This is a genomic window from Lapidilactobacillus achengensis (assembly GCF_003946655.1).
Taxonomy (GTDB): domain Bacteria; phylum Bacillota; class Bacilli; order Lactobacillales; family Lactobacillaceae; genus Lapidilactobacillus; species Lapidilactobacillus achengensis.
In genome coordinates, this window is sequence record NZ_RHOV01000011.1 from 20,219 (window position 1) to 44,282 (window position 24,064).

Genomic DNA, 24,064 nt, shown 5'->3' on the forward strand with positions numbered 1-24,064 from the left:
CTTTATGAGAATTTGGAGGTAATTTTATGTCAATGATCGAATTCCACAACGTTGAGAAATATTACGGGAAATTTCAGGCGTTGAAAGCTATTAATTTAACGATCGAGCGGGGCGAAATCGTGACGATCATCGGTCCCTCGGGTTCCGGTAAAAGCACGTTATTACGGACAATCAATGGGTTAGAGCTGGTTTCTGGGGGGCAGCTGATCGTCGATGATTTCGACTTGGCTGATCGCAAGACCAACATGAATAAGATTCGCAAGAATGTCGGAATGGTTTTCCAGCACTTTAATTTGTATGCCAACAAAACGGTTTTGCAAAACATCACGCTCGGACCAGAGAAGGTCTTGAAACATTCAAAGACCGAGGCGGAAGCGGAGGCCATGCAGTTGTTGAAGCTGGTTGGCTTGGAAGACCAGGCGCAAAAGTTGCCGAGTATGCTCTCTGGGGGGCAGAAGCAGCGGATCGCCATCGCGCGCTCATTGGCGATGAAACCTAAGGCCTTGCTGTTTGATGAACCAACTTCGGCGCTGGATCCAGAAATGATCGGCGATGTTCTGGACGTGATGAAGAAGGTCGCCAAGCAAGGCATGACGATGATTGTGGTTACTCATGAAATGGGCTTCGCGCGCGAGGTCGGCAATCGGGTGATTTTCATGGCGGATGGTCAAATCCGCGAAGACAGTCATGAGCCGAAAGAATTCTTTGCCCACCCACAAGATATTCGCGCGCAGGAATTTCTCAGTAAAATCATTCACAACAGCTAGGAGGGCCAGCGATGCAACGGAAAAAGAAGAAATTGATCGCCCTTTGGTTGACCTTGGCCAGTTTATTGCTGGTTTTAGCTGGCTGTGGTGATGATCTGGCCAGCCAAGATGTGCTGACTCGGGTCAAAGCCAGTAATGAAATTTCTTGGGGCGTTAAAAGTGATACCCGTTTGTTTGGGCTGATGAGCATCAAAACCGGTAAAGTCGAGGGGTTTGATGTGGATATTGCCACGGCGGTTTCTAAGGAGATCTTCGGCGACCAAGTCCAGGTCAATATTGTCCCGGTGACGTCCAATACGCGGATGTCTTTACTGAAGAACGGCAACGTGGACGCCTTGGCCTCAACCTTGACGATCACCCCTGAACGTAAGAAAGAAGTGCTCTTTTCAGAAGTTTACTTCAATGCCGGCCAGGCGCTGATGGTCAAGAAGGGCAGTCAGATCAAAAGCGTTAAAGATCTGACTAAGGGCACCAAGGTTATTGGGCTGCAAGGCTCCAACTCGGTGGAGAACGTTAAAAAAGCCGCGCCGGAAGCGAAGATTTTGCAATTGCCTGATGCCGCGCAAGCCTTTGCCGCTTTGAAATCGGGTCAAGGTGATGCCATGACCAGTGATAACGCGATTCTTTACGGTCTGGCCGCGGATGATTCGGATTATGAAATCGTCGGTGGGACTTTCACCAAGGAACCTTATGGCTTGGGTATTAATTTGGGCCAAGAGAAGTTCCACCAAGCGGTTGATCAGGCGTTGCAAACCATCGAAGCCGATGGCACCTACGCGAAAATCGTGAAAAAATGGTTTGGCAAGATCGACGGATTTGATGGAGGTGTGGTGAAATGATAACGATTTTAACAGATCATTGGGCTGATTTAGTCGCTGGACTGCGCATCACCTTATCCGCCAGCTTGTTAGCGTTGTTAGGCAGCTTGATCATTGGCGTGATTTTCGCGTTATTTGTGATCAGTCCGTTGAAACCATTGCGGGTGATCGGTAATATTTACGTTGAAATTTTCCGCAACATTCCTTTGCTGGTGGTGGCGCTGTTCTTCTACATTGTGATCCCACAATTTGTGGTGCAGATCGATGGCTTCACCGCCGGCACCATTGGGCTGACCATTTACACCTCGGCGTTTATTGCCGAAACGGTTCGCGCCGGGATCGAAAGCGTGGATATTGGGCAAATGGAGGCCGCTCGGAGTAACGGCATGACCTACTTACAGGCGATGGGGTATATTGTCTTGCCTCAAGCGATTAAGATCGTGATCCCGCCTTTGGGCAACCAATTCGTCAACCTGGTCAAGAACTCGTCCGTCTTAGCCTTTTTGGCGGGCTTTGATTTGATGTATCAGGCCAACTTGATCGTGTCCTCAACCTTGAAAACCACGGATACCTATTTGGCGGTGGGACTGCTCTACCTGTTGATGACCATGCCGTTAAGCTACTTGATGCGCTATTTGGAAAAACGGTGGGCAAAACAGCCTGCCAATGATTAAGGGAGGACTTGTTGATGCAAAATTTTATTGACGCTTACAGCTGGCTCAACATGCATTTCCTTTTCGAAGGTTTGTGGGTCACCATCTATGTTTCCGTTATTTCAGTGGTGCTGAGCTTTATTATTGGCGCGATTCTTGGGTTTGTTCGTTATGTCAAAGTTAAATATCTTTCGATGATCGTCGGGTTCGTGATCGACTTGATTCGTAATCTACCGTTACTATTGATCATCTTCTTCATGTACTTCGGCCTGCCGGGCACCTTGGGAATTCGCTTGAATACCGTGACCGCGGCGATCGTTGCTCTGACCGTCTTTGAATCGGCGATGCTGGCGGAGATCATTCGAAGCGGGATCGCTTCCGTTGACCATGGCCAAATGGAAGCCGCCCGTAGCAACGGGATGACCTATTTACAGGCGATGTGGTACATTATTTTGCCCCAAGCGCTCCGCCGCATGGTTCCGCCGATCGTGAGCCAGTTCGTGTCGCTGGTCAAGGATTCCTCATTAGCGACGATCATTCTCTTGCCAGAGTTGATGTATCACGCGCAGATTATTTATGGGCAGAATAGTAACTATATGATTCCCATGTTTGTGGCTTTAGCGGTTTTGTATTTCGCGATTTGTTTCTTACTCAGCCGTTTATCGCGGGCGTTGGCGAAGCGGCTGAAGTAAGTGGGCCGGCTAGTTTTGCTTTGAAAAGTTGGATTTCTCTTTTTGAGTCTACGCTTGATGGCAGTAGAGTTGGGTGTTGCGCGTGAGCGCAACCGGCTGGAACTGCTGTTGCGGACTGGAACGTGGTGGGCATCGTTTGGAGCCAATCCGCAAAGTGCGCGGCTTGTCTTCAAATCGAGCCTTGTCCTAAGCGGCAAAGCCGCCAAGGACAATTTCACCACTGAGCCGCGCAGTCCCCGCCGGTTGCTGAACAGAATTGAGCTCATCTGCAATTGAAGCGAAGGATTTGACGAAGTGGTTTTGCGAGTAAGAGGTCAAACAATCGCCTTCTTTTGAGGTGGTACGGCAAGGCCAACTAATTTGGATTTGTTGGTTAGCACAGTTTGCATTGGTTGAACATCTTTACCTGTTTCCTTAGCGATTCATGGGTGGAAGCCGGCCGCTTAAGCTGATCCATCAAGAACTTGCCCCAGTACATCAGGCAGACTGTGCTGGTGTCACCAATTTGAAACTTGGGACCACTAACCACGGCCGTTAATTCCGTGGTTCCAACCGGTTCCTAGGCAGAATTGAGCCGTTCTGCAATTGAAGTGAAGAGATTACTGAAGTGCCTTTGCAAGGGTGATGGTAAAACCATTGCCCTTTTTTGATAGAGCGGCAACGCCAACGGATTTGGATGATTATGCCAACCGATTTGAGAAGCGTCGATAACGTTGCCACTATTTCCAAGCCAACTTTGGCTGAATCTGTCGATGGGTTCAGATGTTTCAACATAACCATGCTTTCGTTCATCAGACAGACTGTCCTGGTGTCACCAATTTAAAGCTGGTGACCACTAACCACGGTCGTCAATTCCGTGGTTCCCCATCAATTGGCGATAGCTTGCCAGCTGGCGTGAGTGCTCAAACGACTGTTAAAACGTTGAGCGGCTGGAGCGGAGAAATTCGGGGTGAGATCGCCGTGAAATTGTCCTTGGCGGCTCTGCCGCTTAGGACAAGGCCTGATTTTGAGACAAGCCGCGCACTTTGCGGATTGGCTCAAAACAGCGCCCACAGCGAGCTCACCCCGAATTTCGCAGCGCAAGCTGCGGCCAGTCTACTTTAAGTCAGTCAAATAAGCAACCCCAACCAAAGCCGCCTGTCATTTTTTACAGAGAATCCAGGCAGAAAAAGTCGGAACAGCGCTTGAGTATGAACCGGCGACCATGATAGATTTATTCTCATTACGTGGTGAACACGAATGAGATATCAAGGGGGTGTCACCATGACACAATTAGCAAGCCAAGTGTTGGCATTGGTGGGCGGGGCAGACAATGTGGTCAGTTTGACTCATTGTGCCACCAGACTACGCTTTGTATTGAAAGATCCACAACTGGTGGCGTTCGCCAAGCTGCAAAGTTTCCCAGAAATCATCAGTGTGGTGAACCATGGCGGCCAATTGCAGATCGTTGTTGGCGCGCAAGTGGAATTGCTGTATCGCCAAGTCAGCGCGTTGTTGCCGACTGCGGCGACGCCAACCACGGCGGTGCCAACCAAAAGAAATTTGATTGCTTTGATCTCTACAATTTTCACACCGATGATCCCGGCGCTGACTGGCGCGGGGATGGTCAAGGCTGTCCTGTCATTGTTGGTTTTGACCGGGGGGTTATCCGCTAGTGGGCAGACGTATCAGCTCTTGAACACGATTGCGGACGCGGCATTCTATTTCATGCCGATGTTGTTGGCTTATGGGGCGGCCGTGCAATTTGCCGTCAATCCCGCGATGGCGATCACGGTGGCGGGAATTCTGTTACATCCCAGCTTGCAACAACTTTTCGCGTCGGGAAAAGACGTTCATTTCTTGGGATTACCAGTGGCGGCCTCGGATTACGCGGGGTCAGTTTTGCCAATCGTGTTCACGGTTTGGCTGCTGGCCCAGCTGGACCGTTTCTTAGAGAAAAACTTACCCGGCTTTGTCAAATTCTTCGTCAAGCCGCTGTTGATCCTGCTGATTATTGGTCCGTTAGAGCTGATCGCCATCGGACCGGTGGGGTTATTCTTGAACGATGGCATTGCGGCTGGCGCGGCTTGGTTAAATCAACGGGTCAGTTGGTTGATCCCGTTGTTGATGGGTGGCTTGCAACCATTATTGATCATTACCGGGACCGCCTGGGCGATGACCCCGATTGCCACGATGCAACTTAGCAAGCAGGGATTTGAAACGATCAATGGCCCGGGGATGCTGGCCTCTAATATTGCCCAAGGAGGCGCGACATTAGCGGTCGCGTTGCGGACGCGTGATCATCAATTGCGGCAAACGGCCCTTTCTGCCGGACTGACCGCACTAATGGGGATCACGGAGCCCTCGCTTTATGGGGTGACCTTGGTTTTACGTAAACCTTTGATCGCGGCAATGATTGGTGGCGCGTTGGGCGGCTGGTACGCTGGCCTGAGTGGTCTGGTGCGTTATGCGTTTGTTTCGCCGGGACTGGCGGCTTTGCCGGCGTTTATCGGCGCCAACCCAATGAATATCGTCCATGCGCTGATCACCGTGGCCATTGCTTTTGGCGCGACCTTTTTGATCACTTTCTGTTGGTATCGGCCGGAGGAGCAAGATTAACGCTCAGAAAATACTTCGGACTGCGGCAAAAAAGAAATCAATTCATTTTTCAATGGATTGATTTTTTGTTTTGATCAGAAAAAAATTATTTTGGCGCAAAATGTCAGGTTTCATGAAGATTTATCGTAATATAGGGTGTAAGGAATCTGACGAGGTTTGGTTTTATAAAGGAGGGAGGAGGGCAAAGATGGAAGAAGCAGAGTTGATTACTCGTTTGCGGGCCCAAGATGAAGCTGCTTTGACGGAGTTAGTCGTCAGCTATGGCGGGTTTATCAATCAAGTGATTTTACACAATTTACCGAACGATTTTCAGCGCGATTTCACTGAGGATATTGCTAACCGTTGCTTTTATCAAGTGTGGATGCATATCGGACAGTATGACGCGGATAAGGGCACTTTTAAAAATTGGTTGAGCGCGATCGTCAAGCACCAAACGATCGATTATCAACGCGGGTTGAAGGCGACAACGAAGGCGATCAGTCTGGATAAAGTGATCGTGCCGACACCGCCAGTCACAGAAGAGCTGGATTATGACAAGCTTTTTGCGAGCCTTTCCAAGACAGAACAGCAAGTTTTTATGCTGTTTTATCGGGAGGATTATCTACCAGAAGAAATCGCCAAGAAAATGCGAATGAGGCGTTTGACCGTCTACAAACATTTGTCGCGCGGGCGCAAAAAACTACAGGAGGAGGGTGTCTTTCATGGCTACTTTAACTAATCCATTTGTGGCGGTCGTCGATCAAATCAATGGGTTTCCACAACGACCACATTCGCTGTATTTCAAGCAACTGAGTCCCGGCATCCAAGAACGGTATCGGGTCAAGAAAGTCAAAATGTACATCACCTTGCAAAAAGCCTTAGAGCAAGTGGGGAAAATCCTTGAGCCTGATGAAAAAATCGTCAATATGATGCCGATCACGAACGAGAATGGTTCAACTGCGGCAACAAGTGGCGTGATGGGTATGTATGCCGCCAAAACCGCAACAGCCACAGACTACATCAAGGAACAAGACAGTTTGCGGGATAATCGACTGTTGATTTTCACGGACCGGCGGATGATCTTCTTCGTGGTGATCGAGTTTATTGATGACCCGACTGTTTATTATTCCTACTATTACGATCGGATCCCGGCGCTTAAATTAAAGCAACATAAACAATCTATTCCAACCGATAATCATCGACCTTGGCGCCGCAATGTGCTGCACTGGTACACCTTAGACTTCCAGACCACGGATAAGCGTGTTTTTACGGAGATCCTCAATGCGGATAATGCCGATCTGTTCAAACGCAATCTCCTGATGATCCCTAAGATGACCGAGATCGAAGTCACCGATCGAGTAAAGCGTCGGAGCAAGTTTGATTTTGCGATGAGTAACGTCAATTTCAGTATTTGGAGTGGCAATGGCATGCTGATTGTTGGGGGAGTGCTTTTATTCTTATTAGTCATCCTGCCGAAGCTCGTGACCTATTTTCTCAAGTGACGATTATTTATTGTTCTTAAATAACAGTTAACCCATATTTTTAATTCGCAGCCAGCAAGTTGCCGCCTTGCTGGCTTTTTGTTTTGATCAGAAAATAATTATTTTGGCGCAAAATGTCAGACCTCAGGGGGTTCTATCGTAATATAGGGTGTAAGCGAGTATGACAGGGTTTGATTCTTGTCAAGGAAGGAGAAGGGTCGAGATGGAAGAAGCGGAGTTGATTGCTCGTTTGCGGGCACAAGATGAAGTGGCTTTGACGGAGTTGGTCGTTAGCTATGGCGGGTTTATCAATCAAGTGATTCTGCACAATTTGCCGAATGATTTTCGACGAGATTTCACGGCGGATATTGCCAATCGTTGCTTTTATCAAGTGTGGTCGCATATCGGGCAGTATGATGCGGATAAAGGCACTTTCAAAAATTGGCTGAGCGCGATCGTCAAGCATCAAACGATCGATTATCAGCGGGGATTGAAAGCGATGCTGCAGAACACCACGCTGGATCATGTGGTTCTGTCTACGCCGCCGATTACGGAGGAATTAGATTACGAGACGATTTTCGCCTCGCTTTCGAAGACAGAACGGGAAGTTTTCATGTTATTTTATCGTGATGATCTCTTGCCTGAAGAAATTGGTAAGAAGTTACGGATGAAGCGCTGGTCCGTTTATAAGCATTTATCACGCGGACGCAAGAAACTACAAGAGGAGGGTGTTATCAATGACTACTTTACTTAATCCGTTTGTTGATGTTGTTAACCAAATCAATGGCTTTCCGGAACGACCCAAAGGCCGCTACTTTAACGGGTTGACCCCGGAGCTCCACGAACGTTATCGGGTCAAGAAAGTCAAGCTATATATTACTTTGCAGAAGGCGTTACAGGAAGTTGATAAAATTCTGGAGCCTGATGAGAAAATCGTCAATATGATGCCGGTCACCAATGAGAATGGTTCGAACGCGGCGACCAGCGGGGTGATGGGCATGTATGCCGCTAAAACCGCAACCGCCGCGGACTACATCAAGGAACAAGACAGCCTGCGGGACAATCGCCTGATGATTTTCACGGATCGACGGATGATTTTCTTCGTGATGATCGAATTTATTGACGATCCCACGGTTTATTATTCCTACTATTATGATCGAATCCCTGTGCTTAAATTGAAGAAGCATCGCGAATCTATTCCCGCCGATAACAACCGACCTTGGCGCCGCAATGTGCTGCACTGGTATACCTTAGACTTCCAGACCACAGATAAACGCGTGTTCACCGAGATCCTCAATGTGGAAAATGCCGAGTTGTTCAAGCGTAATCTCCTGATGATTCCCAACATGGCCAAGATTGAAATCTCTGATTCTGTTTTTCGTGGGACTAAGTTTGATTACATCTTCAGTAATATCAACTTCGGGATCCATGCCAATAACGTTATTTTTATCGGAATGGGGATCATCTTGGGAATCGCCCTCATTGTCTACTTGCTGATCCATTTTCTGTGATAAGCGCCGGACACCCAAGTTTTTCAAAATAGCAGTTAACCCATATTTTAATTTGCCTGCCAGCAAGCTGCCTCCTTGCTGGTTTTTTTGTTGGCTTTTGCTGAAAATCGCTCACTTACTAAAAAGAAACTTTCACGAAAAAGTGGCAACTTTACAAGATATTTACATAAATCATACTGAAAATTTATACTCACTGGGTAAACTGTGGTTGTATTCAAAATTAGGGATGACACAGAGCAGGAGTGTAGAGATATGAAGAAAAAACTTGCATTAGGTTCACTGATCGCTGCCGGATTAATGTTATTGGGCGCTTGTAGCGGATCAGGCAACGCTTCCAATGGTAGCAGCAGTAGCTCCAGCAGCAAGAAAGCAGAATCAGCTAAAATCATGGTCGTCGGCTCAACCGCGTTACAACCATTAGTCGAACAAGCGGCGAAGGATTTCCAAAAGGAAAACAGCAACATCGTGGTCAACGTTCAAGGTGGCGGTTCCGGCACAGGGTTAAGTCAAGTTTCGCAAGGCGCGGTCACCATTGGAAACTCGGATATTTTCGCTGAGGCCAAAGATGGGATCGACGCTTCTAAATTGGTCGATCATAAAGTTGCGGTCGTGGGGATGGGACCAGTCGTTAACAAAGAAGTTGGCGTGAAGAACATTACCATGGCTCAATTGAAGGATATTTTCACTGGGAAGATCACCAACTGGAAAGACGTTGGCGGCAAAGATGGCGCGATCACTGTGATCAATCGGGCAGAAGGTAGCGGGACCCGCGCGACTTTCGAAAACGCGGTGCTTGATGGCGCTAAGGCAGTTAAGTCACAAGAGCAAGATTCCAACGGGACTGTTCAACAAATCGTCCGCTCAACGCCAGGTTCGATCAGCTACTTGGCTTTCTCATACTTCAAAGATGATATCCAACCATTATCGATCGATGGTGTTGAACCGACTGACAAGAACGTGACCACCAACGAATGGAAGATCTGGTCTTACGAACATATGTATACTCAGGAAAAAATCGACAGCGCGACTAAGAAGTTTCTGGAATACATGGACTCAAAAGATGTTCAGTCTGGCCCAGTCAAAGATCTTGGCTATATCAGCATGCATGACATGAAAGTTGTCAAGGACGCGAAGAACAAGGTCAGCGAAAAATAAAGTAAGCGAGAAGTGAGATTATGAAAGAGGATAAACTCTTTGCCCGCTCCAAGGAGATCCGTCAAGATAATTGGGGCCGGCTACTCTGCTATATCAGCGTCACGATCTTGTTGCTACTGGTTGTGACGATTGTCTACTTCATTAGTAGCAAAGGCCTACAGACGTTCACCAAAAATCACGTTAATGTTTGGTCGTTTCTGACAACAGCAGATTGGAACACCAGCTTGGATGCCCATGGGCATGCGGACATTGGGGCCTTAGCCTTGATCACAACCTCGTTTTCGACAACTATGCTAGCGGCCGCTGTGGCGACACCGCTAGCTTTTGTTATCGCGATCTACGTGGTGGCGCTAAAGCCGAAATTCGGGCAACGTTTTGTCCAACCAGTGATTGAATTACTGCTGGGAATTCCTTCAGTTGTCTACGGGTTCATCGGCTTGACCGTTTTGGTACCGATCATTCGCGGGCGTTTCGGTGGCACAGGCTTTGGGATCTTGGCCGGGGCGTTGATCTTGGCCTTGATGATCTTGCCCACGATCACGTCCTTGTCGATCGAAAGCTTGCGCAGTGTGGATCCCAGTTACCAGAAATTTGCTTATACTTTGGGGTGCACCCATTGGCAAATGATCTATCACGTCATGTTGCGGATCTCCGCGAAGAAACTGATGATCGCCGTGATTTATGGGATCGCCCGGGCCTTTGGTGAAGCGCTGGCAGTCCAGATGGTGATCGGCAATACCGTTCAAATGCCCACAAGTCTGGTCTCGCCCACCGCAACGCTGACCAGTAAATTGACCACCGATATTGGCAACACCATTGATGGTACGCTGCCCAATAACGCCTTATGGACCTTGGCCTTGATCCTCTTGCTGATCTCCTTGGCCTTTAACTTGATCGTCAAAGGATTCACCCGAGGAGGCGAGGCCAAATGAATCGTTATCGAAATGACAAGTTTGCCCGCGGCCTGATCTACACCATTGTTGGCGCGATCATTGCCTTGATTGCCGTCTTTATTGGCTATTTGCTGGTTCAAGGCTGGTCCACGATCAGCTGGTCGTTTCTGACCACCGCCAGCGATGATGGGCTGGGCATTCGCGATCAACTCTTCAACTCATTGTATTTGTTGATCTTGACGCTCCTGTTGTCTTTCCCCATCGCCTTAGGTTCCGCCATTGCCTTAACCATTTACGGCAAGAAAAGTCGGTTCGCCGCCATCGCGGAAATGGCGATCCAAGCCTTAAGCTCGTTACCTTCGATCATCATCGGGCTCTTTGGCTTCCTGTTGTTAGTTCTGAAGTTCAAAATCGGCTTTTCCGTGCTGTCAGGCGCGATCGCGTTGACCTTCTTCAATCTGCCGATCTTGACCCAAAGTATTTCCTTGGCGATCGCGACGGTACCAGAGGCGCGCATGACCGCTGGCGTTTCCCTTGGTGTTTCCAAATGGCATACGATCACCAAGGTGATTTTGCCCGAGGCGATGCCGGGAATGATCTCAGGCATCGTGCTTAGCGCCGGCCGGGTTTTCGGTGAAGCGGCAGCTTTGATTTATACGGCTGGCCAAAGCGCGCCGAAGTTGGATTACCTGAACTGGAATATTTTCGACGCGAATAGCTTTCTGAATCCATTGCGACCTGCGGAAACATTGGCGGTCCATATTTGGAAAGTCAATACCGAAGGACTGGGCGCCAATGCCGAGGCAATCTCGAAAGGCACGATCGTTATTTTGATTTTGACCATTTTGGTGTTCAATCTGCTGGCGCGGCAACTGTCCCACCGACTACAACGGAAAATCTATCGCTAAGTGCTAGCCGTCACCGTTGTGGCCGCGACTGTTAATGAGGTGTAATGATGTACGATACTGCAGAAACATATTTGAAATTCCCCGATTTGCCCAACGCCTTGACGACCAAGGATCTGACCGTTAAATACGATGAAACCTTGGCCTTGCAGCCATGTTCCGCGATTTTCCCAAAAAATCGGATCACGGCCTTGATCGGACCATCAGGCTCTGGTAAGTCAACCTTTCTGCGTTGTTTGAATCGGATGAATGATGAGGTCGCCGCGATTGGTGGCCAAATCATGCTTGATGGCATCAACATCAACGATCCCAAGCTGAACGTTTATCAATTGCGGCAACAGGTGGGAATGCTGTTTCAGCAGCCGAATCCGTTTGCGCGCTCGATTCGGTTTAACTTGTCCTTTGGCGTGTTGGAACATCAGAAGATCAGCGCCAGTGATTTGCACCAGCGGATGGAGCAGGTGCTCAGCATGGTTGATCTTTGGACCGAATTGGATGGCGATCTGGAGCGCAACGCCTTGCAACTATCCGGCGGGCAGCAACAGCGGCTGTGTTTAGCGCGGACGTTGATGTCGATGCCGCAAGTTTTGCTCTTGGATGAACCGGCCAGCGCCTTAGATCCAATTTCGACTGCCAAAATAGAAGCAAATTTGCTAGAATTAAAGCAGAACTATACGATCATTATCGTGACCCATAATTTGGAACAAGCGGCGCGGATCAGCGATTATACCGCCTTCTTTTACGACGGTCATTTAATGGAATATGACGCGACCGCGCAGCTGTTTATCAAGCCACATTTGGCGATGACTGACGATTATTTGTCAGGGAATTTCGGGTGATGATCATGACAGAGAATAGTTTGACAACCAAAGATGTTAAAGTTAGCTATGGTCAGCACGAAAGCCTCCATGGCGTGACTTTGGATTTCCCCAAGAATCAAATCACGGCCTTGATGGGACCTTCCGGCTGCGGCAAATCGACTTTTTTACGCTGTTTGAATCGGAGCAACGATTTACTTCCCGATGTGACTGTCAGTGGGGAGATCGAGTTTGAGCAGCAAGATATTTACGGGCCGAAAGTCAATGTGGTCGCTTTACGGACTCAGATCGGCATGGTTTACCAACAGCCAACGCCGTTTCCCTTCTCAATTTATGAGAATGTGATTTTCAGTCAACGGATGATCGGCCTGCATGATCGCCAGAAAGCGGACGAAATCGTGGAGCGCAGCCTGCGTCAAGCCGCAATTTGGGATGAGGTTAAAGATCGACTCCAGCGCTCGGCCCAATCGCTATCTGGCGGCCAGCAGCAACGGGTCTGCCTCGCCAGTGTTTTGGCCGGGGCGCCGGAAGTGATCCTGTTGGATGAACCGACCAGCGCGTTGGATCCAATCGCCAGCGCTAAAATCGAAGGCACCTTGCTAAGTCTGAAAGACAGCTACACCATCGTGATCGTGACCCATAATTTGCAACAGGCCAGCCGGATCTCTGATCAAACCGCGTTTTTACTGAATGGCGATTTGGTCGAAGCCGACGCCACCAAGACGATTTTTATGACGCCGCGGGAACAAGCAACCAGTGATTATTTGAATGGGAAATTCGGATAATTTCGGATAGGAGACAATCATGGCACAACAATTTTTTGATGAGTTGAAGAGTTTGCAAACCAACTTCATGAATATGGGCATCACCGTCAGTGAACAAATCTATCAGTCCACCAAATCCTTTATTGATCACGACAAGAAGCTGGCCCACGCGGTGATCAGCACTGATCATGACATCAACGAAAACGAGATCGACTTGGAGAAACAGGCCCTTTATTTAATGGCTTTGCAACAACCCGTGGCCACCAATTTCCGCGAAGTGATCTCGATCCTCAAAGCTAGTTCAGATTTAGAGCGAATCGGAGACCATGCAGTTGGCATTGCCCGCGAAACGATTTATATTAAAGGTAATCAACGGATCCCCAAAGTTGAGGAACAAATCGCCGAAATGACTAACAGCGTCCGCAAAATGTTGGAAGAAGCGCTGGACGCGTACTTCCACGAAGATGCGACTGTTGCAGAGAACGTCGCGAAGGCTGATTTGGGGATTGACCAACAGTTCATTACGATTCGCAAAGCCATCACCGACACCGAGTCGCAAACTGTCGATCTGGCGCCGGCCAGCGCCAGTTATCTGATGGTCGCGCGGTTCTTGGAGCGGATTGGGGATCATATCGTCAATATTACGGAATGGATTGTTTATAGCAAAACCGGGAATATTGTGGAATTGAGTAACGATAAGCGCCGCTGAGTGCATGGGCAATGTTTGGCGCCGAGCTAGAATCGGCAGCTTCTATTCTTGGATGGTCGCTTGATTGCAGGTGTGGTAGGGTGTTGCGCGTGAGCGCAACCGGTTCGGGCCATTTGTGCGGCTGGAACGCAGTGGGCATCGTTTTGAGCCAATCCGCAAGACCCGCGGCTTGTCTCAAAATCGAGCCTTATTCTAAGCGGCAAAGCCGCAAAGAATAATTTCACTGCTGAGCCGCATGGCCCGAACCGGTTGCTAGGCAGAATTGAGCCTATCTGCAATCGGAGCTGGATATCTAACGAAGTGGTTTTGCGAGATTGAGGTCAAACAATTGCCCACTTTTGGGATGGTACAGCAACACCAACGGATTTGGATCAGGCGGTTGCGACATTTTGCGTAGGCTGAACATCTCAACTCGTACTCTTGAACGATTCATGAGTGAAAACCGATTGATTCAGTTGATGCACTGATAACTAGGTTTGTTTATCAGACAGACTGCGCTGGTGTCACCAATTCATGGATTGTAACCACTAACCACGGTCTTCAATTGCGTGGTTCTTCATTAATTGGCCATAACTTATTGGACGGCGTGAGTGCTCAAACGGCTGTTAAAACGTTGAGCGGCTGGAGCGGAGAAATTCGGGGTGAGATCGCCGTGAAATTGTCCTTGGCGGCTCTGCCGCTTAGGACAAGGCCTGATTTTGAGACAAGCCGCGCACTTTGCGGATTGGCTCAAAACAGCGCCCACAGCGAGCTCACCCCGAATTTCGTAGCGCAAGCTGCGGGCAACCTACTCTCAATCAGAAGAATAAGCAATTTCAACAAAAAAGGTGCCAAGACAAGAAGCGAAAGTTTAGGTGTAGACTAATGCAAAATAAGATATTGGTCTTGACCAAACAGCTCAAAATTTTTATCATGCTTAACGAAAAACTCGCCGAACAACACTTCTCGGTGTTTAACGTCACATCCGCTTTAAGCGCGGCCCAGGCTATTGCCAGCCAAGAATTCAGCGCTGTGATCGTTGACTTAGACTGCCTTGGTTTTGAAGCGTCCAGCCAACTGGTCGCGCAAAATCGCGACGCCATCAATGGTCCCATCGTGATTTTGGATGCCGCGCCCACGCCAGATAATTTGCTGGCATTGTTCGCGCTCAGAGTTGATGATTACTTGGCGGCCCAAGTTTCTTTTGCGGAACTATCCGCGCGGATCCAGCAGCGGATCTGGGTGTATAAGACTCACGAACATGAGCGCCCGGTGCATCCGGAGCTGGCGGACGAGGTCAAATCATCCGCGATCCATCTGGACGATCTGACCATTGATCTGCAACATTATCAGGTGTTGCGCCGCGGGGTTGATTTAGGATTGACGCCGAAAGAATTCAAATTACTGATTTATTTGATCAACCATAATGGTCAGGTTTTGAGTCGGGAACAGATTCTAAACAAGGTTTGGGGCTACGACGAGCTGGAATCTTCGCGAATCGTTGACATCCATGTCAGCCATCTGCGCGATAAAATCGAGTTGGATTCCAAAAATCCCCAAATCATCAAAACCGTGCGCGGCTTTGGCTATATTTTCGAGGATAAACACCTAAAAATCGACTTTCAAAAATAAACCGTCAGCTGGTCAACTGGCGGCTTTTTGAATTGCGTGCGCCGCTTTTCGGTGTGGTATGGTAATGCCAACGGATTCCAGCAGTTTGCGCTTAATTGCAGGTATAGTGGGTGTTGCGCGTGAGCGCAACCGGCTGGGACTGCTGTTGCGGACTGGAACGTGGTGGGCATCGTTTGAAGCCAATTCCAAAAGCGGGAATTGTCTTCAAATCGAGCCTTGTCCTAAGCGGCAAAGCCGCCAAGGACAATTTCACGACAATCAAGGCGAAGGATTTGACGAAGTGGTTTTGCGAGCTAGAGGTCAAACAATCGCCCTTTTTGGGATGGTACCGTAATGCCAACGGATTTGGATTAGGAGGTTGGGACATTTTGTGTAGGCCGAAGATCTGTACTCGTTTCCTTAACAATTCTTGAGTGAAAACCGATCAATTCAACCGATTCATCAGGAACTTACCTCAGTTCATCTGACCGACTGCACTGGTGTCGCCAATTCAAAGCTGGTGACCACTAGCCATGGTTGTCATTTGCGTGGCCCTACATCAATTGACCATAGCCTGCCAGTTGGCGTGAGTGCTCAAACGACTGTTAAAACGTTGAGCGGCTGGAGCGGAGAAATTCGGGGTGAGATCGCCGTGAAATGGTTGAGAGTGTGAGCCGACCTGGGCAGCTTCTGAGCATTAGCCTAGTAACTATTTTGGAGGCTGGGCTTTGCCTCCGAAATAGTTGCGTAGCTAAGCGGAGGAAGCTAGGTCGGTGAACACGTTTGGCGGCTCTGCCGCTTAGGACAAGGCCTGATTTTGAGACAAGCCGCGCACTTTGCGGATTGGCTCAAAACAGCGCCCACAGCGAGCTCACCCCGAATTTCGCAGCGCAAGCCGCGGCCAAGCTACTTTTGTCTTTCCACCACACCTGCCGCTACCAACGACATACCAACCGCAGGCGGACTTGTGCTATACTGAAAGCAATCAAATCGAGTTAGGTAAGGGGTTGTTTCGTTTTTGAACGGGAAGAAAGTCCAACATTTAACGGCCACCCAGTTGATTGCGTTGAGTTTCGTCGGGCTGATTTTATTGGGCACACTATTATTAAATCTACCCATCGCCAGCAAAGATCAGCAATCGGTGGGCTTTTTGAATGCGTTGTTCACGGCCACCTCGGCTAGTTGCGTGACTGGGTTGGTGGTGGTCAACACGCTGGCCCACTGGACCTTGTTCGGTCAATTGGTGATTATTTCTTTGATCCAGTTAGGCGCGCTTGGCTTCATTTCGATTTTCTCGGCCAGTCTATTGCTCTTCAACCGGCGCATTTCTTTGGAAAATCGCGTGGTCATCAAAACAGCTTTTGGTCAGGATCGTATTGGGGGAATGGGCGCGTTTATCAAGCGAGTCGTTCAAATCACTTTGGGCATTGAGTTGAGCGGCGCGATTTTATTGACGGTTTTCTTCCATCAGGCGCAATCGATCAGTTGGGGGAAAGCCGCTTATCAAGGGGTATTCCATGCGATTTCGGCGTTCTGTAATGCCGGCTTCGATATTCTCGGCAACAGCAGCCTGCAACCGTTTCAAGGTAATTGGCCCATTATCTTGACGGTCAGCGCCTTGATCGTTCTCGGCGGTTTAGGGTTTCCGGTGATCATTGAATTCTTCAAACGGTTGCGCAGTAAGCGGCAATGGTCGGTGCGCCGGCGGTTACAGATGCTTTCGGTTCATGCCAAAATCGTGTTGGTCATGACTGGTGGCTTATTGTTAGTGGGAACTTTGGTGATTTTAGGGCTGGAATGGCAGAATCCGGCCACCTTGGGCCCACTTTCTTGGGGCAACAAAATTCTCAACGCCTTCTTCCAATCAGTCACTTTGCGGACGGCGGGCTATTTCTCCATCGACCAAGCGGGCTTGACCGACTTGAGTAAGGGGATTTCCTCGATGTTGATGTTGGTGGGCGGTTCGCCAGCTGGCACCGCCGGCGGGATCAAAACGGTTTCGATCGCGCTGATTTTGATCGCGGTGCATGCGGCCATCAAGGGACGCTCACAATTGGTCGCTTTTCACCGCACCTTACCATTGCAACTGCTCCAGAAAGCCTTGACCGTGGTTTCCATGTTTGTGCTTTTGGTGCTGGGCGCTGTTGTGATTTTAACCTTTTCCGAACAAAATTCAGGTTTCTCCCACAATTTATTGGATCTGATTTTCGAGGTCAGTTCGGCGCTGGGAACCGTGGGCTTGACCACCGGCATCACGCCCCACCTTAGTGAAATCGGGAAAATCGTCATCGCCTTGTGCATGTTCATCGGGCGCCTATCACCAATTACGGTGATGGTGGCCTTAACGCGTCAAATGAATCAGCATGATGTGCGCTATCCTAGCGCGACCGTCATGATCGGATAGGAGTAGAAAAATGGATATTGATCGCACTAATTTACAATTCGCCGTTTTCGGTTTGGGCCGTTTTGGCATGAGTATTGTTCGCACCTTGGCCGATTATGACGCCACCGTTTTGGCTTGCGACATCAAAGAAGAACGCTTGAATGAGGCCGCGGACTACACCAGTCACTTGGTTCAGGCTGACGTTTCCGACGCTGATACGCTGAAAGGGTTGGACCTGGGTGATTTCGACGTGGTCGTTTTGGCCATGGGTGAGAATTTCGAGGCCGCGATCATGGCGACCATGACCGCCAAAGAGCTAGGCGTGCCGAAAGTCGTCGTCAAGGCTTTAGGACAGCGCCAAAAGAAAATTCTCGAACGCTTGGGCGCCGATCGGGTGATTCTACCCGAAATTGAAATGGGTGAGAAAATCGCCCATAGCTTAGTTGATCCGGACATGATCGATATTTTAGAGCGCGCCGGTCGGCAAGCGATTACCGAGCTGCACCCCCGGGCTCAATGGGTTGGCCATACGGTGGCGGATCTGGATATTCGTAACAAATACGACTACAACATCATGGCGGTGATTCGTGATCAAAAAATCATCATTCCCGTGCCGGCCGATCTGACGATGCAGACGGATGATGTGCTGATCATGTTGAGCACGGAATAGGCGTTGGCGATGGTTGTGTGGGATAGGGCGAATCTGTGGCTGGACTTGCGCTTGATTGCAGATGGGCTGGGTTTGGATGTGGACGCAACCGCCTCAGGACGTTTGTCGTGGCTGGAACGCAGTGGGCATCGTTTGAAGCCAATCCGCAAGCCCAGCGGCTTGTCTTCAAATCGAGCCTTATTCTAAGCGATAAATCGCTAAGAATAATCTCACCGCTGAGCCACACGTCCTGAGGCGGTTGCTAGGCAGAATTGGGCCTATCTGCGATCACGGCGAAGGATTTGACGAGGCTGTTTTGCGAGCTAGAGGTCAAAACAATTGCTTCTTTTTTGGTGGTACAGCAATGCTAACGGATTCGGATTAGAAATTGGGACATTTTGTGCAGACCGAACATTTCTGCTTGTTCCCTTAACAATCCTTGGTTGGAAACCGACCGATTCAGCTAATTCATCAAAAACTTGCCTTAGTTCATCAAGCAGACTGTACTGGTGTCACCAATTTAGAGCTTGTGACCACTAACAACGGCCGTCAATTGCGTGGCTCCTCATCAATTGGCAACAGCTTGCCGGTCGGTGTGAGTGCTCAAGCGACTGCTATAACGTTGAGCGGCTGGAGCGGAGCGTGGCGTTGGTGGATTGTTTACTAGTTGGCGGAAGGTCGGGCTGGGGGTGAGTCAGCCGCGATATTATTGTTGGCGATTTATCGCCTACAATAAGGCCGAGCTTGAAGATTTTCGGTGGGTTTCCGAAAAGCTTCAAGTCGTGCCCGCCGCGTTCCACCACCCCCAGCCCGACCTGGAGCCCCACTACATCTGTTAACCACCAACGCCCAGCGCAGCGCAAGCTGCGGCCTACCTACTTTTGTCAATCTAGCTCAAGGCAACCAACTTTCAACCAGAGCCCGCAAGCGGCGCGCTGACAGTAATTCCTGAGTTTTTGGTAACAAAATGTAACTTGCCACTTGACAAGGACCCGTTTTTTCTGGAATAATAATTGTAACGAAATATTGCACGATCGGTTGGAGCTATGCTTTCAAGGTAAACCTTCTTGGGGTGAAGAAGGGCCTGTTAGGCATAGTTTTTTTGTCGGTCTGAATTGAAAAGGAGTTTACTATGTTTTATAACCAACATCGAAAAGAGGTCCTCGAAAAACTACAAACTTCCCGTTTTCGCGGGTTGACTGAAACAGAAGCGGCGGCACGGTTAGAACGTGATGGTCGCAATGAATTGGTTCAGAAACAGCCGGATCCCGGCTGGAAAATCTTTATTCGCTCGTTCAAGGAACCCATCGTGATCGTTTTGTGGATCGCGGTTGGGTTGGCGATTTTAAGCGCGGTTTATGATTTTCAAGTTAACGGCGATTTCAGTCACGGGAAGGCTTCTTTATACGAGGCGATCGCGATTTTCGCCTTGATCATTGGCAACGCAGTGTTATCTTATGTTCAAGAAACTAAGGCGCAGAAGTCACTGGATTCGTTGAAACAACTGGCCGATCATCAGGTGGCCGTGCTCCGCGATGAGGATTGGCAAAAGGTTGATGCCGCTGAATTGGTCGCTGGTGATATTGTATCCGTGAAGATGGGCGACTTCCTAGACGCCGACTTGCGCTGGTTGGCCACCAATGAATTGCAGATCAACGAATCTCACTTAACCGGCGAAGCGGAGCCCGTCGCGAAAACTCGCTTTATGTTGGCGGATGACACGCAGTTAGGTGATCGCACCAATATGGGCTTTTCTGGCTCTACCGTGGTCAATGGCAATGGGGTCGGGGTGGTGGTCGCGACCGGGATGACCACCGAACTAGGCCATATCGCCAATCTTCTGGATAGCGTGGAAACGAAGAAGACACCAATCGAACAAACCATGGCGAATTTGACGCGCAAATTAATGTACGTGGCAGCGGCGATCGTGGTGATCGTGCTGGGTTATGGCATCGCTAAAGAAGTAATTGCCACAGGTCAGTTGACGGTCAGTGGCGTGGCGGATAATCTGTCCACGGCGATTGCTTTGGCGGTAGCGGCGATTCCTGATGCCTTGCCCGTCGTTTTATCGATCGTACTGACGATTGGCGCCACCAGTCTGGCGAAAAGTAAAGGCCTGATCAAGTCCTTGAACAGCGTGGAAACGCTGGGCGCCACTACTTTCATCGCGTCGGACAAAACCGGGACGTTAACCAAAAATGAAATGACAGTCACTGATTTCTGGGCCAATGGCATCGCCTATGAAGTCGATGGGAATGGCTACGAGCCCATTGGGGAGATCGAGCCCGTCGATGAAGCCGATGTGGGACGTTTTGATTACAAGCGCTTCGTTCATGCGGCAGTCTTGAACAATGAGGCCAGTGTTTCGCAAAACGAGCACGGCCAATATCGTCCTTTTGGCAATCCTACCGATGTCTCATTGATCGTTCTCGGGCAGAAGGACAAGGTCTTCCGTGACGATCTGTTGAACCAAACTGGTCAGGATGACTATGACATTTTGCGGGTTTTCCCTTTCGATAGCACCCGGAAAATGATGAGTGTGGTGGTCAAAGACGGCACGCAATACAAAGTGTTGACCAAAGGCGCGCCAGATGTGATCCTGACCAAAACCGATCAAGTCTGGCTCGGCGATCAAATGACGCCGGTCGCGACAGCCAAGGAGCAAGTTGAAACGCAAATCCACCATTACGCGCAACAAGCGTTACGAACGTTGGCGGTGGCTGAGCGAACGATCTCGTTGGAATTGGCTGAAAATGGGACGCAGGCCGAATTGGAGCAGCATTTACAATTATTAGGAATCGCGGGAATCATTGACCCACCCCGGGCCGAAGTTAAACGTTCGGTGGCGGTGCTGGCTAAAGCTGGTGTCAATGTGGTGATGATTACCGGTGATCATGCGGAAACCGCGCGGGCAATCGCGTATCGGCTGGGAATCGTTCACGACGAACAAGCTCGTGTTGTCCAAGGTCGGGAGATCGAAGCGATGAGTGACGCGGAACTAGCAGCAGTGGTGCCAGAGATTCGGGTGTACGCGCGGGTCTCTCCGGAACACAAACAGCGGGTGGTCAAGGCGTTGCAGGGCCATCAAGAAATCGTCGCGATGACCGGTGATGGTGTCAATGACGCGCCAGCTTTACGCGCGGCTGACATCGGGATCGCCATGGGCATCAATGGCACCGAAGTTACCAAAGATTCCGCGGATTTGATTTTGATGGACGATAAGTTTACGACAATTGAGAAATCAGTGGCGGCCGGTCGGACGATTTTCGGCAACATCAAGAATTTCATTCGCCATGAGTTGACCACCAATGTGGCGGAAGTGCTGTCCTTGCTGCTGGGCGTGTTCTTCATTACCAAGCCAATCGGTCAGATTTCCGAATTGACTCCGACTTTAACTGCCTTGATGGTTTTGTGGGTGAACATGATCAGTGACGCGCTGCCGTCATTTGCCTTGGGCTATGATGAGGCGGAGCGGAACATCATGAGTGAGAAACCCCGGGACACGAAGCAATCGGTCTTCGCCAACGGTCTCTTGTCACGGGTCTTGATCCGGGGCGTGCTCATGGGCGGCTTGGTCTTCGCGGCCTTCGTTTGGGCGGCCCAAGCCGGCTATTCTGCCGCTGAGGCGCAAACAATCGCCTTCCTGACCTTGGTATTCGGCCAGCTGTGGCACGTGTTTGACGCGCGGAGCACCCGTACCTTGTTCCGCCGGAATCCTTTCAGCAATCTTCACTTGGTTGCCGCCGTTTCCTTCGCGGCGGTCGCGTCATTGGTTGTGACCATGTTCCCACTGTTCACCGCTGTTTTCGGCACGGTGACCCTGACTTGGCAACTGTATTTGGCCGTGATTTTCATTCCGGCCCTGCCAACCTTGATTCTCTCCGGGTTGAAAGAAATCTTCCCGAAGATCACGTTGTGGTAAGCCGAGCCGCTTGGTAAAAGTGTCGCACAGATAAAAATTGTTAACACCAACTGGTCCAGTGCCTGTGATTTTGCGGCGTGGACCAGTTTTTTGTATGCTGAGAGTAACGAACAGTTTTGTCACATGGCGATGGGTTTATTGTTTATCGATAAATTGGTGCTATAATCAAGATATAGTTTATCGATAATCGATAATAAAGGACGGCGAGGAAAACTATGAAACGCGAGACAAGGTTGCTGCAGTTGGCCTTATTGGTACTGGCGCTGGGCTTGGCTGCGGTGGCAGCCATTGTGATTCCCCACTTCTTAATTGGGTTAGCGCGGCTCTTTCCTGGCGCTTGGTGGTGGCCGACGTTGATGGGAATAGGGCTATATCTAACCGCGCTCCTCTTTGCGGGTATCTTATGGCAAGCAGGGGAGCTGGTGCGGCGGATCCAGCGGCGCCAAGCCTTCGCGCTGGCGTCGGTGACCGCCTTGGCGCGCCTGCGAAATCAGGCGTTGGCCATCAGTTTGATTTATGCGTTGGAACTACCGATCTTCTTCATTTGGGCCGATCGCGACGATGCGCCTGGGTTATTAGCGCTAGCCATTGTCTTTGTCGGCGCGGCCTTGGTGATCGGCGTTTTCGCCGGCGTCTTGAAGCAACTCTTGCAACAAGCGCTGGAACTTCAAGAAGAACACGACTTAACCATATAGCAGAGTGCAAACCACCCCGGTTAGCTTCTGAGCATTAACCTAGTCGGGATTTTGGAGGCGGGGCTTGCCTCCAGAAGCCAGACGTAGTTAAGCGGAAGAAGCTGGGGTGGTGAACACGTTTCAAAAGGAGAGTGCAAACCACCCCGGGTAGTGCTTGAGCATTAGCCTAGCCATTGTTTTGGAAGCGCACCTTGCTTCCGGAACAATGGCGTAGCTAAGCGGAAAGCGCTGGGGTGGCGAACACGTTTCAAAAGAAGGAGCGTATGATCATGAGAAAAAGTATTCGCTTTCTGCAAACGATGTTGATACTGATTGCCGCATTGGCCGGTCTGATTCTAGTTGACCTGGTGCCCTTCGTCCTAGGCGATTGGCTTCGTCTGGTGGGCTGGCTCCCTGGCGCGATCGGGTTAGGCATCATCATGTATCTGGCCGGGATCCTCTGTTTTATCGCGCTGGGACTAACGATTATTGTCCTTCAAAGTCTGACCAAAACTAGTTTTGGCGCGCCCCTGGTGCGGCAACGCCTGCACTGGATCCAAGGGCTACTTTGGGGGATCAATGGTCTGCAATTATTGTGTTTGCCTGGCTGGTGGCGTTACGCTTACGTTAGCCGCACCCCCCAAGTTCTTACCTTCAACCTTGTGTTCTTCCTCGGCGTTTTTAGCTTAGGGGTGCTTGCTTATTTGCTGTGGCAGTTGAGTCAGCAGCAAGCCACGCTCGGTTCAAATGAGGTGACCCGATGAGAATCGTCGTTGAACTGGATCACTTGTTGGCCCAGCGGCAAATGACCCTGACTGAACTCTCAGAACAAGTCGGCCTAACCTTGGCCAATCTGTCAATTCTGAAGACCGGCAAGGCCCGGGCGATCCGCTTCAGCACGCTGGCGGCGATCTGTGCCGCCTTAGACTGTCAACCCGGTGATTTGCTCCACGTGGTCGCGGATGAAACTGAGTCACCAGATTGAGAATAAATGCCACTCGAAAAGATGAAAAAATAGCCCTAGAAATCAAATTTCGATTTCTAGGGCTATTTGCGATTCAAAGCCAGTCAACGCTCACGCTCACAGCCGTGACCGAAAAAAT

30 protein-coding genes, 1 pseudogene and 1 other annotated feature are annotated in these 24,064 nt (G+C 49.8%); of the genes and pseudogenes, 30 read left to right on the top strand and 1 reads right to left on the bottom strand.

Translation table 11 applies throughout. The annotated features are described in order from the left end of the window. Positions 1-26 precede the first annotated feature (26 nt). The 17 genes and pseudogenes from EKM94_RS07315 to phoU all read left to right on the top strand — a co-directional run bounded on the left by EKM94_RS07315 (position 27) and on the right by phoU (position 13,743). Entirely contained in the window at positions 27-767 is a 741-nt protein-coding gene (locus EKM94_RS07315; protein WP_125599751.1) for an amino acid ABC transporter ATP-binding protein, read from the top strand. A gap of 11 nt (positions 768-778) precedes the next feature. Continuing rightward, positions 779-1,606, top strand: coding sequence for a transporter substrate-binding domain-containing protein (locus tag EKM94_RS07320; protein WP_125599754.1), 828 nt, complete (start codon positions 779-781; stop codon positions 1,604-1,606). Next, complete coding sequence (locus EKM94_RS07325; protein WP_125599757.1) at positions 1,603-2,259, top strand: amino acid ABC transporter permease; 657 nt, start codon at positions 1,603-1,605, stop codon at positions 2,257-2,259. Before EKM94_RS07320 ends, EKM94_RS07325 begins: the two co-directional genes overlap by 4 nt. Positions 2,260-2,273: 14 nt before the next feature. Then, positions 2,274-2,930, top strand: coding sequence for an amino acid ABC transporter permease (locus tag EKM94_RS07330; protein WP_125599760.1), 657 nt, complete (start codon positions 2,274-2,276; stop codon positions 2,928-2,930). Positions 2,931-2,987: 57 nt separating this feature from the next. Further along, positions 2,988-3,206: a hypothetical protein gene (locus tag EKM94_RS07335; protein ID WP_125599763.1), complete on the top strand. Its 219-nt coding sequence runs from the start codon at positions 2,988-2,990 to the stop codon at positions 3,204-3,206. Between the two features lie 486 nt (positions 3,207-3,692). Continuing rightward, the gene (locus tag EKM94_RS07340; RefSeq protein WP_125599766.1) at positions 3,693-4,034 is read left to right on the top strand and encodes a hypothetical protein; all 342 of its coding nucleotides are present in this window, start codon (positions 3,693-3,695) and stop codon (positions 4,032-4,034) included. A 135-nt stretch (positions 4,035-4,169) separates the two neighbouring features. After that, a pseudogene (locus EKM94_RS07345) lies at positions 4,170-5,498 on the top strand (PTS transporter subunit EIIC); the annotation flags it as partial. A gap of 217 nt (positions 5,499-5,715) precedes the next feature. Next, entirely contained in the window at positions 5,716-6,246 is a 531-nt protein-coding gene (locus EKM94_RS07350) for a sigma-70 family RNA polymerase sigma factor (RefSeq protein ID WP_164511149.1), read from the top strand. Further along, the gene (locus EKM94_RS07355; protein WP_125599775.1) at positions 6,230-7,009 is read left to right on the top strand and encodes a hypothetical protein; all 780 of its coding nucleotides are present in this window, start codon (positions 6,230-6,232) and stop codon (positions 7,007-7,009) included. Before EKM94_RS07350 ends, EKM94_RS07355 begins: the two co-directional genes overlap by 17 nt. A gap of 202 nt (positions 7,010-7,211) precedes the next feature. Beyond that, positions 7,212-7,742: a sigma-70 family RNA polymerase sigma factor gene (locus EKM94_RS07360; protein ID WP_164511150.1), complete on the top strand. Its 531-nt coding sequence runs from the start codon at positions 7,212-7,214 to the stop codon at positions 7,740-7,742. Beyond that, complete coding sequence (locus EKM94_RS07365) at positions 7,726-8,499, top strand: hypothetical protein (protein ID WP_125599781.1); 774 nt, start codon at positions 7,726-7,728, stop codon at positions 8,497-8,499. The genes EKM94_RS07360 and EKM94_RS07365 overlap by 17 nt, the downstream gene beginning before the upstream one ends. Before the next feature lie 252 nt (positions 8,500-8,751). Continuing rightward, complete coding sequence (locus EKM94_RS07370; RefSeq protein WP_125599784.1) at positions 8,752-9,654, top strand: phosphate ABC transporter substrate-binding protein PstS family protein; 903 nt, start codon at positions 8,752-8,754, stop codon at positions 9,652-9,654. Positions 9,655-9,674: 20 nt separating this feature from the next. Beyond that, positions 9,675-10,586 carry a phosphate ABC transporter permease subunit PstC gene (gene pstC / locus EKM94_RS07375; protein WP_125599787.1) on the top strand — a complete coding sequence of 304 codons (912 nt, stop codon included), beginning with the start codon at positions 9,675-9,677 and terminating at the stop codon, positions 10,584-10,586. Continuing rightward, positions 10,583-11,455, top strand: coding sequence for a phosphate ABC transporter permease PstA (gene pstA / locus EKM94_RS07380; RefSeq protein WP_125599790.1), 873 nt, complete (start codon positions 10,583-10,585; stop codon positions 11,453-11,455). The genes pstC and pstA overlap by 4 nt, the downstream gene beginning before the upstream one ends. Positions 11,456-11,499: 44 nt before the next feature. Continuing rightward, positions 11,500-12,291 (top strand): phosphate ABC transporter ATP-binding protein, encoded by a 792-nt coding sequence (locus EKM94_RS07385; RefSeq protein ID WP_125599793.1) that lies wholly within the window; start codon positions 11,500-11,502, stop codon positions 12,289-12,291. Positions 12,292-12,296: 5 nt separating this feature from the next. Next, positions 12,297-13,055 carry a phosphate ABC transporter ATP-binding protein PstB gene (gene pstB / locus EKM94_RS07390; RefSeq protein WP_125599796.1) on the top strand — a complete coding sequence of 253 codons (759 nt, stop codon included), beginning with the start codon at positions 12,297-12,299 and terminating at the stop codon, positions 13,053-13,055. A 19-nt stretch (positions 13,056-13,074) separates the two neighbouring features. After that, positions 13,075-13,743 carry a phosphate signaling complex protein PhoU gene (phoU, locus tag EKM94_RS07395; protein WP_125599799.1) on the top strand — a complete coding sequence of 223 codons (669 nt, stop codon included), beginning with the start codon at positions 13,075-13,077 and terminating at the stop codon, positions 13,741-13,743. Positions 13,744-13,769: 26 nt separating this feature from the next. Here phoU and EKM94_RS07400 read toward each other — a convergent pair whose 3' ends face one another. Then, positions 13,770-13,967 carry a hypothetical protein gene (locus EKM94_RS07400; RefSeq protein ID WP_125599802.1) on the bottom strand — a complete coding sequence of 66 codons (198 nt, stop codon included), beginning with the start codon at positions 13,965-13,967 and terminating at the stop codon, positions 13,770-13,772. A 320-nt stretch (positions 13,968-14,287) separates the two neighbouring features. Here EKM94_RS07400 and EKM94_RS07405 point away from each other — a divergent pair, with 320 nt between their 5' ends. The 13 genes from EKM94_RS07405 (at position 14,288) to EKM94_RS07460 (ending at position 23,946) form a co-directional block, all read left to right on the top strand. Next, positions 14,288-14,608, top strand: a complete 321-nt coding sequence (locus EKM94_RS07405; RefSeq protein WP_125599804.1) for a hypothetical protein — start codon at positions 14,288-14,290, stop codon at positions 14,606-14,608. Then, positions 14,608-15,354: a response regulator transcription factor gene (locus tag EKM94_RS07410; RefSeq protein ID WP_125599807.1), complete on the top strand. Its 747-nt coding sequence runs from the start codon at positions 14,608-14,610 to the stop codon at positions 15,352-15,354. Before EKM94_RS07405 ends, EKM94_RS07410 begins: the two co-directional genes overlap by 1 nt. Positions 15,355-15,460: 106 nt before the next feature. Then, a complete protein-coding gene (locus tag EKM94_RS07415; RefSeq protein WP_125599810.1) occupies positions 15,461-15,688 on the top strand; it encodes a hypothetical protein in 228 nt (75 codons plus the stop codon). Positions 15,689-15,763: 75 nt separating this feature from the next. Then, positions 15,764-16,006 carry a hypothetical protein gene (locus tag EKM94_RS07420; RefSeq protein WP_125599813.1) on the top strand — a complete coding sequence of 81 codons (243 nt, stop codon included), beginning with the start codon at positions 15,764-15,766 and terminating at the stop codon, positions 16,004-16,006. Positions 16,007-16,116: 110 nt separating this feature from the next. After that, a complete protein-coding gene (locus EKM94_RS07425; protein WP_125599815.1) occupies positions 16,117-16,332 on the top strand; it encodes a hypothetical protein in 216 nt (71 codons plus the stop codon). Positions 16,333-16,351: 19 nt separating this feature from the next. Next, positions 16,352-17,737: a TrkH family potassium uptake protein gene (locus tag EKM94_RS07430; protein WP_125599819.1), complete on the top strand. Its 1,386-nt coding sequence runs from the start codon at positions 16,352-16,354 to the stop codon at positions 17,735-17,737. Positions 17,738-17,747: 10 nt separating this feature from the next. Beyond that, positions 17,748-18,386: a potassium channel family protein gene (locus EKM94_RS07435; RefSeq protein WP_125599822.1), complete on the top strand. Its 639-nt coding sequence runs from the start codon at positions 17,748-17,750 to the stop codon at positions 18,384-18,386. Between the two features lie 107 nt (positions 18,387-18,493). Beyond that, positions 18,494-18,619, top strand: a complete 126-nt coding sequence (locus tag EKM94_RS12805; RefSeq protein ID WP_263853232.1) for a hypothetical protein — start codon at positions 18,494-18,496, stop codon at positions 18,617-18,619. Positions 18,620-18,804: 185 nt separating this feature from the next. Next, positions 18,805-19,032, top strand: coding sequence for a hypothetical protein (locus tag EKM94_RS07440; RefSeq protein ID WP_125599825.1), 228 nt, complete (start codon positions 18,805-18,807; stop codon positions 19,030-19,032). A gap of 369 nt (positions 19,033-19,401) precedes the next feature. Then, positions 19,402-19,447, top strand: a sequence feature (sodium ion sensor (DUF1646 type); this cis-regulatory element may regulate processes involved in with the transportation of sodium ions). Between the two features lie 50 nt (positions 19,448-19,497). Further along, the gene (locus EKM94_RS07445; RefSeq protein WP_125599828.1) at positions 19,498-22,287 is read left to right on the top strand and encodes a cation-translocating P-type ATPase; all 2,790 of its coding nucleotides are present in this window, start codon (positions 19,498-19,500) and stop codon (positions 22,285-22,287) included. A 215-nt stretch (positions 22,288-22,502) separates the two neighbouring features. Further along, positions 22,503-22,982, top strand: coding sequence for a DUF2975 domain-containing protein (locus EKM94_RS07450; RefSeq protein ID WP_125599831.1), 480 nt, complete (start codon positions 22,503-22,505; stop codon positions 22,980-22,982). Positions 22,983-23,251: 269 nt separating this feature from the next. Beyond that, on the top strand, positions 23,252-23,725 hold the full coding sequence (locus tag EKM94_RS07455; RefSeq protein WP_125599833.1) for a hypothetical protein: 474 nt from the start codon (positions 23,252-23,254) through the stop codon (positions 23,723-23,725). Next, positions 23,722-23,946: a helix-turn-helix domain-containing protein gene (locus tag EKM94_RS07460; RefSeq protein ID WP_125599836.1), complete on the top strand. Its 225-nt coding sequence runs from the start codon at positions 23,722-23,724 to the stop codon at positions 23,944-23,946. The genes EKM94_RS07455 and EKM94_RS07460 overlap by 4 nt, the downstream gene beginning before the upstream one ends. The last annotated feature ends 118 nt before the right edge of the window (positions 23,947-24,064 follow it).

What these genes read in the sequence shown, in the direction of transcription:
- EKM94_RS07315 (WP_125599751.1), top strand. Translation starts at nt 27, where the DNA reads ATGTCAATGATCGAATTCCACAACGTTGAGAAATATTACGGGAAATTT.
- EKM94_RS07320 (WP_125599754.1), top strand. Translation starts at nt 779, where the DNA reads ATGCAACGGAAAAAGAAGAAATTGATCGCCCTTTGGTTGACCTTGGCC.
- EKM94_RS07325 (WP_125599757.1), top strand. Translation starts at nt 1,603, where the DNA reads ATGATAACGATTTTAACAGATCATTGGGCTGATTTAGTCGCTGGACTG.
- EKM94_RS07330 (WP_125599760.1), top strand. Translation starts at nt 2,274, where the DNA reads ATGCAAAATTTTATTGACGCTTACAGCTGGCTCAACATGCATTTCCTT.
- EKM94_RS07335 (WP_125599763.1), top strand. Translation starts at nt 2,988, where the DNA reads ATGGCAGTAGAGTTGGGTGTTGCGCGTGAGCGCAACCGGCTGGAACTG.
- EKM94_RS07340 (WP_125599766.1), top strand. Translation starts at nt 3,693, where the DNA reads ATGTTTCAACATAACCATGCTTTCGTTCATCAGACAGACTGTCCTGGT.
- EKM94_RS07350 (WP_164511149.1), top strand. Translation starts at nt 5,716, where the DNA reads ATGGAAGAAGCAGAGTTGATTACTCGTTTGCGGGCCCAAGATGAAGCT.
- EKM94_RS07355 (WP_125599775.1), top strand. Translation starts at nt 6,230, where the DNA reads ATGGCTACTTTAACTAATCCATTTGTGGCGGTCGTCGATCAAATCAAT.
- EKM94_RS07360 (WP_164511150.1), top strand. Translation starts at nt 7,212, where the DNA reads ATGGAAGAAGCGGAGTTGATTGCTCGTTTGCGGGCACAAGATGAAGTG.
- EKM94_RS07365 (WP_125599781.1), top strand. Translation starts at nt 7,726, where the DNA reads ATGACTACTTTACTTAATCCGTTTGTTGATGTTGTTAACCAAATCAAT.
- EKM94_RS07370 (WP_125599784.1), top strand. Translation starts at nt 8,752, where the DNA reads ATGAAGAAAAAACTTGCATTAGGTTCACTGATCGCTGCCGGATTAATG.
- pstC (WP_125599787.1), top strand. Translation starts at nt 9,675, where the DNA reads ATGAAAGAGGATAAACTCTTTGCCCGCTCCAAGGAGATCCGTCAAGAT.
- pstA (WP_125599790.1), top strand. Translation starts at nt 10,583, where the DNA reads ATGAATCGTTATCGAAATGACAAGTTTGCCCGCGGCCTGATCTACACC.
- EKM94_RS07385 (WP_125599793.1), top strand. Translation starts at nt 11,500, where the DNA reads ATGATGTACGATACTGCAGAAACATATTTGAAATTCCCCGATTTGCCC.
- pstB (WP_125599796.1), top strand. Translation starts at nt 12,297, where the DNA reads ATGACAGAGAATAGTTTGACAACCAAAGATGTTAAAGTTAGCTATGGT.
- phoU (WP_125599799.1), top strand. Translation starts at nt 13,075, where the DNA reads ATGGCACAACAATTTTTTGATGAGTTGAAGAGTTTGCAAACCAACTTC.
- EKM94_RS07410 (WP_125599807.1), top strand. Translation starts at nt 14,608, where the DNA reads ATGCAAAATAAGATATTGGTCTTGACCAAACAGCTCAAAATTTTTATC.
- EKM94_RS07435 (WP_125599822.1), top strand. Translation starts at nt 17,748, where the DNA reads ATGGATATTGATCGCACTAATTTACAATTCGCCGTTTTCGGTTTGGGC.
- EKM94_RS07445 (WP_125599828.1), top strand. Translation starts at nt 19,498, where the DNA reads ATGTTTTATAACCAACATCGAAAAGAGGTCCTCGAAAAACTACAAACT.
- EKM94_RS07450 (WP_125599831.1), top strand. Translation starts at nt 22,503, where the DNA reads ATGAAACGCGAGACAAGGTTGCTGCAGTTGGCCTTATTGGTACTGGCG.
- EKM94_RS07455 (WP_125599833.1), top strand. Translation starts at nt 23,252, where the DNA reads ATGAGAAAAAGTATTCGCTTTCTGCAAACGATGTTGATACTGATTGCC.
- EKM94_RS07460 (WP_125599836.1), top strand. Translation starts at nt 23,722, where the DNA reads ATGAGAATCGTCGTTGAACTGGATCACTTGTTGGCCCAGCGGCAAATG.